Below are 14,364 nucleotides of genomic sequence, written 5' to 3'. Positions count from 1 at the left end.
ATACACGGCACCCCTTTTCTTCGCCTTCGCGACAAGGCATACTTTGAAATCCGCAACTCGATCTGGTGCCTGATGCCGCCTGCCAAGAAGGACGTTCGTCCCAAACGCGCCCGTACTCCCGCCTACGTAAAAAATCTCAGAGGGGTCAAGACCTGGAAGGAAGCGACCAACTGGCTTGAATGGCGTGGCATCGAAGATATCGAATGCATTACCCCGGACCAGGCGGGCATAGCACGCGGCAAGATGATGCCGTCGAAAAAATTTACCTCCAACACGTCACTGGCATTGCCCTCCGCCGTTTTCATGGCGACCATCTCGGGCGGTTACCCGGAGAACGGCAACGGTTTTCACTATCCCGAGGATGACGGTGACCTGAAGCTGCTGCCCGACCTTTCGACCTTAACGGTCGTTCCCTGGGAGGAAGACCCGACTGCGGCCGTCATCTGCGATCTTGTCCATCAGGACGGTCGTTCGGTGGAATTCACTCCGCGCAACGTTTTGAAACGTGTACTCGCTGCCTACGACAAGCGTGGACTGAAGCCGGTCGTCGCCCCGGAAATCGAATTCTATCTGGTGCGCAAGAATCCCGATCCTGATTACCCGTTGACGCCGCCCGTCGGGCGGTCCGGCCGCGCCATTGGCGGCGGCGCCGGCTATTCGATTGCCGGCGTCAACGAATTCGATGAACTGATCGACGATATTTATCATTTCTCCGAAAGCCAGGGGCTCGAAATTGACACGCTGATCCACGAAGAAGGCGCCGGCCAACTTGAGATCAATCTGCGCCACGGCGATCCGGTGGAATTGGCCGATCAGGTCTTCATGTTCAAACGCACCATTCGCGAGGCCGCGCTCAAGCACGACACCTATGCCACTTTCATGGCCAAGCCCATCCAGGGCCAGCCCGGCTCGGCCATGCATATCCATCAATCGATTATCGACAAGAAAACTGGCAGGAACATCTTCAGCAATGAAGACGGCTCCGAAAGCGATGCCTTCTTTCATTTCATCGGCGGTATGCAGAGACATGTACCGAACGCGCTGGTCATGCTGGCGCCCTACGTCAACTCCTATCGCCGGCTGACCCAGGCGGCTTCCGCCCCCGTCAACAACAAATGGGGTTACGACAACCGAACGACTGCTTTTCGCGTCCCACGCTCCGACCCGGCCGCGCGCCGGGTCGAAAATCGCATTCCCTCATCCGATGCCAATCCATATCTCGCCCTGGCGGCTTCGCTCGCCTGCGGGCTGCTCGGAATGCTGGACAAGACCGAAGCCGAACCAGCGGTGGTGACCGCCGCCAATGAAGATCAGATCGACCTGCCGCGCGGTCTGCTGGAAGCGGTGGACCTATTTGAAACCGACAATCGGTTGACGGAAGTGCTGGGGCAATCCTTCGCCGCCACATTCACCGCCATCAAGCGAGCCGAGTTCGAAACCTTCATGGAAGTGATCAGCCCCTGGGAGCGGGAATATCTGCTGCTGAACGTCTAGGCCGTCGCCGTCAACCAGTCTGAAGCATGATCGATATGCCCTACCAATCTCCCATTTCTCCCGGCTATTCCTGGTATGAAGACACCGTCGGCCCACGACCGGACTATCCCGAACTCGACGGCGACCGGGATGTCGACATCGTTATTATCGGTGGCGGCTTCACGGGCCTGTCGGCCGCGACGCATCTGGCCAAAGCCGGAACGAACGTCGTTTTGATCGACGCACATCGCTTCGGCGATGGCGCGTCCGGCCGCAATGGAGGGCAACTCGGCACAGGCCAACGCGCCTGGGCGGAAGAACTGGAAACCGAGTATGGGTTGTCGCGCGCCAAGGCCTTGTTCGGACTGGCCGAAGACGCGAAGGCACATCTGCTCGAATTTGCAGAGACCAATGGGATCGATATCGACTATGTGCCGGGCCAATTGTCGGTGGCCCACAAGAAGCGCTATGTCGATGACTATCGTCGGCATGCCGAACTCATGGCGGAGCGCTTCGGCTACCCGCACATCAAATTCATGGACGCCGGAGAGACGGCCCAGCGACTGGGCTCGCAAGCATTTTTCGGCGGCGTACGCGATACGGGCACCGGCCATATCCACCCGTTGAAACTGGTGGTCGGCACTGCACGGGTTGCAGCCGCGGCCGGAGCACAGCTATTTGAAAATACAAAAGCCACCGGCATCTCTTCCAGTGGCGGCAAGGTGCGGGTGACGACAGCGAAAGGCATGATTACGGCGCAGAAATGCCTGCTCGCCGTGAATGCCTACGGTGGCTCACTGGAACCGGCCAGCGCAGCGCATGTCATGCCGATCGGCTCCTTCATTGGCGCCACGGTGCCGCTTGGTGAAGATTCCACAGTTCTGCCAGGCTGGGAAGCTGTGGATGATTCCCGTTTCGTCGTGCGTTATTTTCGAAAATCGAAGGATGGTCGACTGCTGTTTGGCGGCCGAGAAATCTATGCCGTCAAAGACCCCAAGGACATTCACGTCCATATCCGCAAGCAGATCGCGGAACTCTATCCGGATCTGAAGGATGTAGAGATCACGCATGGCTGGGGCGGCTATGTCGGCATTACCTTGCCGCGAAAGCCCTTCGTGCGCGAAGTGATGCCGAATGTGATTTCCGCCGGCGGCTATTCGGGCCATGGCGTCATGCTGTCGAACTATGTCGGCAAGCTTTATGCCGAGACCGTCTCGGGAAACCGCGACCAACTCAACTTGCTCGCCGATCTCGCCATTCCTGCTTTCCCCGGCGGTCGCCGTCTGCGTGCGCCGCTGCAGTTCCTGGCTCTCAACTGGTATGCCATGCGTGACCGCATTTGATCCGCCGACGGTCAGATCGGACACGATTTGCGGGTTGCCAAGCCGACAAAAAGGGAGTCTATTTCCGCCGACGCAAGAAGCGAGCCCTTTTGAGAAATACCACAATCAGGGCCTAGTGATGCCATAATCGCCGATCAATGGGTGGCATGTGGCAAAACAAGGTGGCGAAGCCACTGCTCAAATGCTTCAGGCGTCGGGACCGACGCTGATCTCTGGAAGGCTCGTCGCCGTCCTCCGATCATAAGAATGTCGGCCTATCTGGAGGTGGCAGGTGTGAAGGGGTCTTTTCGTTTCGGCATGCCGAGACATCGACGCTATTCGATGCAATATGGCTACGATGCACGACCGAGCTTGTGGCAGCGGATCAGGGCAAACGCCCATTTTGTCATTGCCGGTGTCGGCACGGTAAGCCTGCTTGGCATTGCCGGCATTGGTTTGTGGCTGGCCATGCCAGGTGGTGACAGACAAGCTTTTGCGGAGGCCACAAAGGCAAACGACCACGCCGAACCGGTCATCGTCGCCGGTTCCGGACCGGTTGCAGCCAATACCACCCAATCGATCTTGGAGCAGGCAACCGGGATGGCATCGGCGACAAGCAGTAACGCTGCGGCCGAACATTTTTCCGGCGCCGGACGTTCGAGCGGCGACGCCATCGAGTCTCCGATCCCCAATCAAACTGCTCCCCAGGAACTCAAGCAGGCTTTCGCCTCCACAAAGATCGACCCAATTGCTGCGGCTGCAGTTGCTGTCAACAAGGAAGCGACCGGCAGCAATGGCAGTGCCCACGACAATTCCAAAACAGCCGCGATTCCGACACCACGACCAACGGCAAACGACGCCAAAGCGGAGAATGACGGCGAAGCTGGCCACATATTGAGAGGAGTCAATATGCGGGCTCGCCCGAAGAAGGGCGCAACGGTGCTGACAACGATACCAGCTAAGACACAGGTCAAGATCATATCCTGCAAAAACTGGTGTGAAGTCGTGTATCAGGGCAAACACGGCTGGGTTTACAAGAGCTTCGTCACAAGCGACGGCTGAGTCGCCACTCGACTCTGTGAGGCTCAAATTCATCGGCCACCAGTGGCGTGCCGGTGATGAATGTGCCCTCATCCGAGGCCAGCCAAGGTGGACTTCGACCGTCTCGCAAGCTCTGGGCGGCCACCACACTGGCACCTTCTCAGGCAAAACGCTTTCGCTATGCCCTCCCCCGTAGCCAGGCGCGGCACCCATGTTGGCAGCAATCTTGTGCTTCAACCACATCATTCCTGCTCCTGTCCCGGCCGGGATGGAACTCGTCAGCTTCGATGCCCGTTGTTGCCGCAATTTCAAAATCCTCCAGTGTGACATCAGGGCACTGGATTGTTTAAATCGATTAGATTATAGAGCTTATGCAGTTTGGCGGCACCTCCACAGAACAAAGAGCATGACCAGTCAGATCATCCCCGTCGATCCGTTCGACTTCATCATTTTCGGCGGCACCGGCGATTTGTCGGAGCGCAAGCTCATTCCGGCCCTCTATTATCGCCAGCGCGACCACCAGTTCAGCGAGCCGACACGCATCATCGGCACGTCGCGCTCGAAGCTTTCCGACGATGAGTTCCGGACCTTCGCGCGTCAGGCCGTTTCGGATCATGTGAAGGCTTCCGATGTCGATCAAAAGGAGCTGGACACGTTCCTGGCGCGCCTTTCCTATGTCTCGACCGACGCGACCACCGGTGCCGGATTTGACGATCTCGCCAAGGCGATTGGCGAGAGCCATTGCATTCGCGCCTTTTATCTTGCCGTCTCCCCCACGCTCTTCGGTGATATTTCGGACCAGTTGAACAAGCACAAGCTCGTCTCGCCGAATTCTCGCATCGTGGTGGAAAAGCCCATCGGCCGCGACCTCGACTCGGCACATGAATTGAACGACCTGATCGGCAGCAATTTCGACGAGAGCCAGATTTTTCGCATCGACCATTATCTCGGCAAGGAGACGGTGCAGAACCTGATGGCATTGCGCTTCGCCAATGCGCTGTACGAGCCATTGTGGAATTCCGCCAATATCGACCATGTGCAGATCACCGTAGCCGAGACGGTGGGGCTGGAAGACCGCTTCACCTATTACGACCGGGCCGGTGCGCTGCGCGACATGGTGCAGAATCATATGCTGCAGCTTCTTTGCCTCGTCGCCATGGAAGCGCCTTCTTCCATGGAGGCCGACGCGGTACGCGACGAGAAACTCAAAGTTCTGAAGGCGCTCACGCGCATCAACGGCAACGAGGCGCCGAAGCACACGGTACGCGGCCAGTATCGCGCCGGCGCATCTGCCGGCGGACCCGTGAAGGGCTATATCGAGGAACTCGGCAAGGACAGCGACACCGAGACCTTCGTCGCCATCAAGGCCGAGATCGCCAATTGGCGCTGGGCCGGTGTGCCCTTCTACCTGAGGACGGGAAAGCGGCTGGCGGCGCGCGTTTCTGAAATCGTCATCGAGTTCAAGCCGATCCCGCATTCGATCTTCGGCGAAGGCGCCGGGCCAATCTTCGCCAACCAGCTCGTCATCCGCCTGCAGCCGAATGAAGGCGTCAAGCAATATATCATGATCAAGGACCCCGGCCCCGGCGGCATGCGGCTGAAACAGATCCCGCTCGACATGAGTTTCGCACAATCGTTCCAGGGCCGCGCGCCGGACGCCTATGAACGGCTCATCATGGACGTCGTGCGCGGCAACCAGACGCTGTTCATGCGCCGCGACGAGGTGGAGGCGGCATGGGCGTGGATCGATCCGATCCAGCACGCCTGGGAGAGCGCGCGGCAGGAAGCACAGGGCTACACATCCGGCACCTGGGGGCCGTCCGCCTCGATCGCATTGATCGAGCGCGACGGGCGGACATGGCACGAAAGCAACTGACGATGGCTGAGCCTTACAACTGGAAAGAATTCACCGACCGGACCACGCTGGAGCGTTCACTCGCCGACACGATCGTCAACCGTCTTGCATCTTCCATCACCAAGCGTGGTAAGGCATTGATCGCGGTCTCCGGCGGCAACACGCCAAAGAAACTCTTCCAGGTCCTGTCCAACGCCGATCTCGCCTGGGATCGGGTTATCGTGACGCTGGTGGACGAACGCTTCGTGCCGCCGTCCTCCCCACGCTCGAACGCAGCGTTGGTGTCGGAAAACCTTTTGCAGAACAAGGCGGCGGCGGCACGCTTCGTCCCGCTCTACAAGGACGCAACGAGCCTTGAAGACGCGGCATCGTCGGACAGCGTAGACATGCAGACCCTGCCCTGGCCGGCAGACGTCGTCATCCTCGGCATGGGGCTCGACGGCCACACCGCTTCCTTCTTCCCTGACGCGGGCAATCTGGCCTCTTTGCTGGACTCGGCCTCGACCCGGACCGTCCTGCCGGTGCATGCCCAAAGTGCCGGCGAGCCGCGCCTGACTCTTTCGGCGGCGCGCATTCTCTGCGCCGGTTTCCTGGCGCTTCATATCGAAGGATCGGAAAAGCGAGCGGCCTTCGAGCAGGCAATGACGAATGAACCGAAGAAACCCATCCGCTCGGTGATCGAGGCAGCGCCGAAGCCGGTCGAGGTGTTCTGGGCGCCTTGATTACGGCACCCGCCAGATTGAACGGCAGGCGACGATTCGGGACCGGCAAGGAAAGCAGCCATGACAGCAAGGAAAGACATCGAAGCCATCACGGAGCGGATTCGCGAACGTTCCAGGCCGGGTCGCGAAGCCTATCTCGGCCGCATTGCGGCGGCTGCGGGCGCTCGCGCCAACCGCGCCGTACTTTCCTGCGGAAATCTCGCGCATGGCTTTGCCGCTTGCGGCCCATCGGACAAGGCGGCCCTCAGCGGCGGCGGTGTGCCCAATCTCGGCATCATCACCGCCTATAACGACATGCTTTCGGCGCATCAGCCCTTCGAGTCATTCCCCGCGCTGATCAAGCAGGCAGCACGTGACGCCGGCGGTATCGCGCAGGTGGCGGGCGGCGTGCCGGCGATGTGCGATGGCATCACGCAGGGCCAGGCCGGCATGGAGCTTTCGCTGTTCTCGCGCGACGTCATCGCCATGGCCGCGGCTATCGGCCTTTCCCACAATATGTTCGACGCCGCCGTCTATCTCGGCGTCTGCGACAAGATCGTTCCGGGGCTGGTGATCGCGGCACTTACCTTCGGCCATCTGCCGGCGGTTTTCATTCCGGCCGGGCCGATGACCAGCGGCCTGCCCAATGACGAGAAGGCAAAAGTGCGCCAGCTTTACGCCGAGGGCAAGGTCGGGCGGGAGGAACTGCTGCAAGCAGAATCCAAATCCTATCACGGCCCCGGCACCTGCACCTTCTACGGTACGGCCAACTCCAACCAGATGCTCATGGAAATCATGGGCCTGCATCTGCCCGGCGCCTCTTTCGTCAATCCGGGCACGAAGCTGCGCGACGCACTGACAAGGGAAGCCACCGAACGCGCGCTGGCCATCACCGCGCTGGGCAATGCCTACACGCCGGCCGGCCGCATGATCGACGAACGCTCCATCGTCAATGGCGTGGTCGGCCTGCATGCCACCGGCGGCTCGACCAACCACACGATCCATCTGATCGCCATGGCCGCTGCGGCGGGCATCAGCCTGACATGGCAGGATATTTCCGACCTGTCTGACGCCGTGCCGCTTTTGGCACGTGTCTATCCGAACGGACTCGCCGACGTGAACCATTTTCATGCCGCCGGCGGCATGGGCTTCCTGATCCGCGAATTGCTCGATGCCGGCCTGCTGCACGAAGACGTCCAGACGATCTGGGGCGAAGGCCTGCGCGCTTACGCAATCGAGGCCCGGCTTGGCGCCGATGGCACGGTCGAGCGCGAAGCCGCGCCTGCAAAAAGCGGCGATGAGAAAGTGCTGGCGCCGGCCACAAAGCCGTTCCAGCCGACAGGCGGGCTGAGGGTGCTTTCGGGTAATCTCGGTCATGCCGTCATCAAGACCTCGGCAGTGAAGCCCGACCGGCGTATCATCGAAGCACCGGCGCGCGTGTTCGATAGCCAGGACGGGCTGAACGATGCCTTCAAGGCGGGCAGCCTGACCGGCGATTTCATCGCCGTCATCCGCTTCCAGGGCCCGAAGGCCAATGGCATGCCGGAACTGCACAGGCTGATTACGATTCTCGGCATTTTGCAGGATCGCGGCCAGCGCGTTGCACTGGTAACGGATGGGCGCATGTCGGGCGCCTCGGGCAAAGTGCCGGCAGCCATCCACGTCACCCCCGAAGCGCTCGATGGCGGGCCGATCGGCAAGGTGCGCGATGGTGACTTGATGCGGCTGGACGCCGAAGCCGGGACGCTGGAATTGCTCGTTCCGGCTGCCGAACTGGTGCTGCGGGCGGCGGCCAAACCCGATCTTTCGGCCAATGATTTCGGTATGGGCCGCGAATTGTTCGCTGGCTTCCGGCACATGGTTGGCCATGCCGACAGCGGCGCAACGGTGTTTGCGGCGGCCTAACCCGCAGACCGCATCAGTCCACCGTCAGTTCGAGCTTTCCGCCAGTCTTCACGCTCGCGGGCAGTTCGCGCGTGCTGCCATCCGAATGTGACGCGACGACCACATAATCGCCAGTCGGCAAAGTGGCTTCCAGCGTCTCGCCATAACTGGCGGCAAAGGTCTTGCGATTGCCTTGCCCATCCTTTTGCGCGCCGACAATCTCGACCCGGAAAGCGCCGGGCGCCTTGATGTCCAGCACGCCGGCATCGAGCACGAAAACCGGCTTGTAGGTTTCGCCGGCCTTGAGCGACAATTGCTGTTCGGCATCCGCTTCGCCGAGTTGTGCTACCACAATGTAGTCGCCCGGCGGCAACGTGCCCGTGTAAGCGCCGTGCTGGCTGGCCACGAGATCGCCGCGGCTTCCATCCGGCAGCGCCTTGTATACCTGCCAGCTATTGTCATCGCTCACCGGTGCGCCACCCTGCGCCAGCATGACGGTCGGCGCGAAATCGGCCTCTTTCACGGCTGGTTCAACCACAGCCGTTTCGGCTGGAGGCGCAGTTTCTTCCGGCTTCGCGGTGGTTTTTTCCTCTTCGGGAACGGGCTTCTGCTCGGCCGCTGGAGGCGGCGAAACAGCGGCAGCCGGTGCGGCGACAGTCTCTGCAAGCGCCTGCTTCAAGCCTTGCGCATCGGCGGCCTGGATATATTTACCGCCCGTCGCATCAGCGAGACAGGCGACCTGCCTGCCCTCATCGGCATCGAGCCCGAAGCCGACAATATCGACCACCGGCCCGGCGCCACCTTCTTTCAATTGCTTGCCAAGCGCACAGGGATCGCCCTTGCAGCTTTCGACACCGTCGGTGATCAGCACGATCTTGGCCGGAGCGTTTGCAGACGATCCCAATGCCTTCGCAGCCTGCTTGACTGCATCGGTCAGCGGCGTCTGCCCCTGGAATTTCAGATTATCCATGGCGGAGGTGATGGCACCGGAGGTGCCCGTTGCCGGCGGCACTATCAATTCGATGTCCTGGCAGCTATCCTTTTCGCGATGGCCAAATGCCATGAAGCCGATTTCAGCGTCGGCAGGCGTACTTTGCAAAGCGCTGCGCAGGGATTGGCGCGCGATCTCCTGCTTGGGCTTGCCGTCGATCTGGCCCCACATCGAACCCGATGAATCCAGTATGACGATGATCCGTTCGGAAGCCTGCCCCAGCGTCGTCATCCACAAAAGACCGACCGCCGCGGCAACGACGCCCCGCGAGAATCCCGTCATGTCGTTCTCCTGAAATGCTCTCTCGGCGCGCGACCCTATTGGAGCATCGCGGCGCTGACAAGGCGCGGCATGGTGACCTCAACATGTCGTGTTCAATAGGTGGTGCGGCGTTCCTCGGAAGGCGGACGGCCAAACTGCAAACGGTAGCTCTGCGCAAAATAGGAATGCGAAGTAAAGCCGGTAGCAATCGCCACATCGAGGATCGGCATGTTGGTCTGACGCAGCAACTCGCGCGCCCGCTCCAGCCTCAGCCGCATGTAATAGCGGCCTGGCGTCATATTGAGATGGCGCAGGAACAACCGCTCCACCTGCCGCACCGACAAGCCAGCCGATTTGGCGAATTGTACGGCCGAAAGTGGTTCGTCGAGATGATCGGCCATCAGTTCGACGATCTTGCGCAATTTCTCCGACTTTCCGGTCAGGTCGCGCTCCGGTCCAACCCTCTGGCGATCGTCCGCCGAGCGGATGCGCTCATGCTGGAACTGATTGGCCACGCTATTGGCGATAGAGGCGCCGAAATCGGCACGCACGATCTCCAGCATCAGGTCGATCGAGGTGGTGCCGCCGGCGCAGGTATAGCGCTTGCGGTCGATCTCGAAGACGTTGCCGGTGCAATTGATGTCCGGAAAGCGTTCAAGAAAGCCGGCACGGTTCTCCCAATGGATCGTACAGCGATACCCATCGAGTTGCCCGGCTTCGGCCAGCAGATAGGAACCGGCCGACAAGGCCCCAAGCGCGCCGCCGCGCCGCCCCCAACTGCGTAAGGCTCCGAGAGCCTTGCTCTTGCCTGGAAACTCAGTTGCCAGCCCAAGCGAAACGAACAGGATATCGATCGCAGGAATGTCCGCCACCGCATAGTCGATCTTAATCGGCAGGCCGTTTGACGCCATCACCGCATCGCCATCGACGGAGACTGTCGTCCAGCCATAGAAGTCATGGCCGACAAGACGATTGGCCGACCGCACGGTATCGATTGCCGCCGCCAGCGAAAACATCGAAAATTTATCGACCAGCAAAAATCCGAACTGCCGGCCACCTTGAACAGGATCGGTCATGATCGCCCCTTCTATAGCAAGAGGTCCTGGCGGCAAAGCGGATGCTCTTGATCAAGAAGCAGAAAGATGGGCTTTCGCGACCGTGGCAAGCGATGTCACTATGTTTCCATCGGCATGGCAATCGTCCCAGGCGCGACTTGAATGCCATAAATCCATCACCGACCATGGCCGGTCAGAAATAGTCGCGCCCCGATCGGTTCTCGCTGAATTCGCGCACGGCCTGGCGGAATTCGCGCAAGCTGGCACGAATTTCCTCCAGCGACATTTCCTCGTCGGCAGGCTCCTTCGCATGAGGCTCACGCCGGGTCGGCGCGGGCTCCAGTCCGGGTTCAAATGCGACATCGGATCGGATCGCATGCGGTGAAGGCGTGATGTCGTTTTCATCGACGCGCCGCTGAGGCGGTCGATCATTACCCTGCGAGCGACGGTCGGCGGTCTCGCGCAGGCTTTCATAAGCGCCGCGCAAACCACCCAGACCGACACCGGCGGCCAGGCCTAGCAGCAGGCCGGCCAGGGTAATCATCGCACGTGACGGACCTTCTGGATCCAGCGGCGGAAACGCCTTGGAAATGACGCTGACATTGGCTGTATTTATGTCCTTCTGCTCGTCGGTCTGCTTGGCACGCAACAGGAAGGCTTCGTAAACAGTGCGCTTGGCGCTCGCTTCGCGCTCCAATTCACGCAAAGTCACCAGATCGTCGTTTATGTCGCCGTTCCGCACCTTCTGCTGCGCGAGCCGGGAAGCCAGATCCTGTTCGATCTGGACGGCGCGCTTCAATTCCGTTTGCAGAGAAGAGACGATGCGCCGTAACTCGGTGGCGATACGTTGCTTCGCGCCAGACAACTGGGCATCAACGATTTGACGCGCCGGATGACGCGGGCCGTATTTGATCGCCGCGCGATCCGCCTCCTGCTTCAGCGTCGCATATTGCAGCCGCAGATCCTGCATCGTCGGAGAGTTGATGCCTTCAGGCAGGCCGCCGCCGAGAACCGAATCAACATCGACGGAACGAGCAGAAGCCGCCTTGGCGTTCAATTCCATCGTGTGCGCCCTCGCGACGGAAAGCTGTTCGTTGAGTTTCAATAGCTGATCGTCGGAGATCAGATGCCCCTTCGCATCGACAAGATCGTGGGTAGCACGGAAATCTTCGACCTTGCGTTCCGTAGTCTCCACGCCCTTGCGCAACTCAGCCAGTCGAGATGTCAGTTCATCGGTAGCGCGGCCGGCCTTCTTCGACTGGATCTGACCGTAAGTCTGCAGGAACACGTCCGTCATCGTGTTGGCGATGAGAGCCGACTTGTCGGCATTTTCCGTCGTCACCGTTATGCTGATGACGAATGTCTTGCCGCTGCGCTGAACGGTCACTGCCTGCCCAAGAGTTCGGACGGCGATCACTCGGCGCCGATCCTCGACACTGGCGGCACTGTCATCATGCCCGGGCAACAGAGACCGCACAAACTCTCTCACGCTGAAAGCTGGGCGCGAGCCATTGAATTCCGGATCTGCATTGAGATGCAGTTCATCCACCACCTTGTTCAACACCGTGCCGGACGTGAGCACTCGCATCTGGTTCTCGACGATGGCGAGCGTTGCATCTGAAGCGAGAATGGAATCGGTGAGACTGCGATCGGTCAGGTTCAGGTCACGAGGATCGACGATCAATTCCGTTGTCGCCTCATATTTCTTGGGCGTCGAAATTGCGATGGCGGCACCAAGAACCGCGCCCAGCAAGGCCATCGCCACGATCAGCGCCTTGGAGCGACCAACGCCGCCGAACACCTTCATGGGATCGATCAGAGGCTTCCAATACTGGCCGGCAGTATCGTCCGTGTAAGCCGATCCATGACCGGTCTGATGGTCCAGGAGCGTCGTGGCCACTGCATCCGGTCTCGACGGTTCCGGTGGTTCGGAAATTGAATTAATCGGCTTCGCTTCGCCTCCGGACTTGTCGTCACGGATATTTCCGTTCGCCGGTGCACGACGCAGCCGTGCCCAGCGCGGCAAATGCCGCAGAAAGCCGGATCCGGGATCGTTATCCGCATCGCGGGACGCCAACGGACCGGAACCCGACTCGGCCTTGCTTGGCGCCTCCTCCGTATCCTCGCGAGGGGACCTGCGGCGCAGCGCTTCAATATGAATGTGTCGCGCACCGGCGTCCTCACGCCACGTCGTATCGATGTGCTCCGCGACTGAAAGCAGTGGTAGCGAACGAATGTTTTCGCGCATGGGCATGGCCGCCCCTTTTTCGCGCACAGCGTGCCTGTCTCGCCGGTCCTCGCGATCTTGCCTGTCGATCATGGCTGGAACTTCTTCCCCGGCGGCTCCGAACACCTTACCCGTCCGTTAAGCCAAGCTAAACAACCATGGAAAACAAAAGATTAATTTTCGGAGTGCGCAGCACGAATATCCGTGTCGGGCGGAACGCCGAATTAAGCATTACCGCCTATGCTGGCGAGCGATGGCACGGCTTGGAGACATTCAGCGCAGAGGCGGCCTCTCGCGGCTCGGCACGCTTACGGCCGAGCGCCGCGGTCTGCTGCGCGACTATCTTTCCGCGGTCAGTGGCGCAGGCGGCAGGCTGGTATTCTCGCTCGCCTATTTCGTGGCACTGGCCAATGTTCTTTCCATATCCGATTTCGGCATGTTCGCCACTGCCTCTGCAGCCGGTGTCATGCTCTCTCGCCTCCTGGCGTTCGGCTTCATCTCGGCGCTCTACAGAACCGCCACCATCAGGCCGAAATTGATCGGCACCTTCACAACCGGCTTTCTGCTTTTGGCTTTCCTTTCTCTGCCGATACTGGCGGCCGCATCCTATGCCGTCTATCTGATCTTCTTTTTCGGGGGGGTGGCGCTTGCCGCGTATTGCAACGTCGTCGTAGCCGAGGCGCTGCTGTGGCGTCCCTGCGAAGTGGCGATGATCGTCAATAACGGGCTTGGCCGCTACGGTCGTGCAGCGATATTGACGATCCTGGGAACGGCGATGCGCGCCGGCGCTGCCGTGCTTTTCGCCTTTTCCGGCCTGCAAACGCTGGAAGCATGGACGCTGTTTTATATCGGGGCCAACGCCTCCGCACTGATCGTTGCTTTCTGGTTCTTCTATCCGCGCCAGAGATTGCGCTTCAAACCCACGCTCTACTGGCGCCGCCTAGCCGATTCCGCCTATGTGGCAGGGGCCGAAGTGCTGTTCTATCTGCAGATGGAACTGGACAAACTGCTGGTGCTCTCACTCGGAGGAGCTCATCTCGCCGGCATTTACGCCATTGTCATGCGGCTGGTGGACCTGACTGCCATCCCGATCCGCACATTCTCGATGATGCTGGTGCAGCGCATGATGCGGACACCCGAAATATTGTCGCGCCTTGCGGTCAAGATCGGCATCGAAGGCGGTATATTTTTGGTCTCGACCGCCGCCCTTCTGACGCTCGGCCTTATCCTGCACTTTTTCCCCAATGCGCTCGGCCGCAATGTCGGCGAAGCAGCTCCGCTGGTTCTGCTGGCGCTCTGCGTGCCGGGGCTGCGGAACCTCACCGAATATCAAGCGGAACTACTGTTTGCGCGCGGCCAGACCTTGATCCGCGCCTTCAACCTCGCGGTCCTTGCCGGCCTGAAGGTTACGTTCCTGGCCGTGGCGATCTCGGCGGCCGATGGCGATATCCCGACGCTGGTCCTGACGCTCAATCTCGTCTTCCTGCTGCTTTATCTTGCCTCGGCGCTGCTCACCTACGCCGCGATGCGTCGCCCCGCCAAGGCAATCTGAAC

The 14,364-nt window shown here is 60.3% G+C and carries 10 protein-coding genes; 7 read left to right on the top strand and 3 right to left on the bottom strand.

The features are described from left to right. Positions 1-72: 72 nt before the first annotated feature. The 6 genes from BFN67_RS12665 (at position 73) to edd (ending at position 8,297) form a co-directional block, all read left to right on the top strand. Entirely contained in the window at positions 73-1,494 is a 1,422-nt protein-coding gene (locus tag BFN67_RS12665) for a glutamine synthetase family protein (protein ID WP_080919938.1), read from the top strand. A 35-nt stretch (positions 1,495-1,529) separates the two neighbouring features. Beyond that, positions 1,530-2,816 (top strand): NAD(P)/FAD-dependent oxidoreductase, encoded by a 1,287-nt coding sequence (locus BFN67_RS12660; RefSeq protein WP_080919937.1) that lies wholly within the window; start codon positions 1,530-1,532, stop codon positions 2,814-2,816. Between the two features lie 246 nt (positions 2,817-3,062). After that, positions 3,063-3,857 (top strand): SH3 domain-containing protein, encoded by a 795-nt coding sequence (locus tag BFN67_RS12655; protein WP_080919936.1) that lies wholly within the window; start codon positions 3,063-3,065, stop codon positions 3,855-3,857. A gap of 385 nt (positions 3,858-4,242) precedes the next feature. Next, entirely contained in the window at positions 4,243-5,712 is a 1,470-nt protein-coding gene (gene zwf / locus BFN67_RS12650) for a glucose-6-phosphate dehydrogenase (protein WP_080919935.1), read from the top strand. Continuing rightward, positions 5,694-6,413 (top strand): 6-phosphogluconolactonase, encoded by a 720-nt coding sequence (gene pgl / locus BFN67_RS12645; RefSeq protein ID WP_080919934.1) that lies wholly within the window; start codon positions 5,694-5,696, stop codon positions 6,411-6,413. Before zwf ends, pgl begins: the two co-directional genes overlap by 19 nt. Positions 6,414-6,473: 60 nt before the next feature. After that, positions 6,474-8,297: a phosphogluconate dehydratase gene (edd, locus tag BFN67_RS12640; RefSeq protein WP_080919933.1), complete on the top strand. Its 1,824-nt coding sequence runs from the start codon at positions 6,474-6,476 to the stop codon at positions 8,295-8,297. A 13-nt stretch (positions 8,298-8,310) separates the two neighbouring features. Here edd and BFN67_RS12635 read toward each other — a convergent pair whose 3' ends face one another. The 3 genes from BFN67_RS12635 to BFN67_RS12625 all read right to left on the bottom strand — a co-directional run bounded on the left by BFN67_RS12635 (position 8,311) and on the right by BFN67_RS12625 (position 12,903). Then, positions 8,311-9,549: a vWA domain-containing protein gene (locus tag BFN67_RS12635; protein WP_080919932.1), complete on the bottom strand. Its 1,239-nt coding sequence runs from the start codon at positions 9,547-9,549 to the stop codon at positions 8,311-8,313. A 92-nt stretch (positions 9,550-9,641) separates the two neighbouring features. Then, entirely contained in the window at positions 9,642-10,604 is a 963-nt protein-coding gene (locus BFN67_RS12630) for a GlxA family transcriptional regulator (RefSeq protein ID WP_139789163.1), read from the bottom strand. Between the two features lie 172 nt (positions 10,605-10,776). Continuing rightward, positions 10,777-12,903: a GumC family protein gene (locus BFN67_RS12625; RefSeq protein ID WP_080919930.1), complete on the bottom strand. Its 2,127-nt coding sequence runs from the start codon at positions 12,901-12,903 to the stop codon at positions 10,777-10,779. A gap of 160 nt (positions 12,904-13,063) precedes the next feature. Here BFN67_RS12625 and BFN67_RS12620 point away from each other — a divergent pair, with 160 nt between their 5' ends. Continuing rightward, positions 13,064-14,362, top strand: a complete 1,299-nt coding sequence (locus BFN67_RS12620; RefSeq protein WP_080919929.1) for a lipopolysaccharide biosynthesis protein — start codon at positions 13,064-13,066, stop codon at positions 14,360-14,362. The last annotated feature ends 2 nt before the right edge of the window (positions 14,363-14,364 follow it).

It is taken from the genome of Manganibacter manganicus (assembly GCF_002075885.1).
In the GTDB taxonomy this organism is placed as follows: Bacteria; Pseudomonadota; Alphaproteobacteria; order Rhizobiales; family Rhizobiaceae; genus Mesorhizobium; species Mesorhizobium manganicum.
The sequence above is the reverse complement of the archived record's forward strand: the minus strand, read 5'-3'. Positions and strand labels throughout refer to the sequence as shown.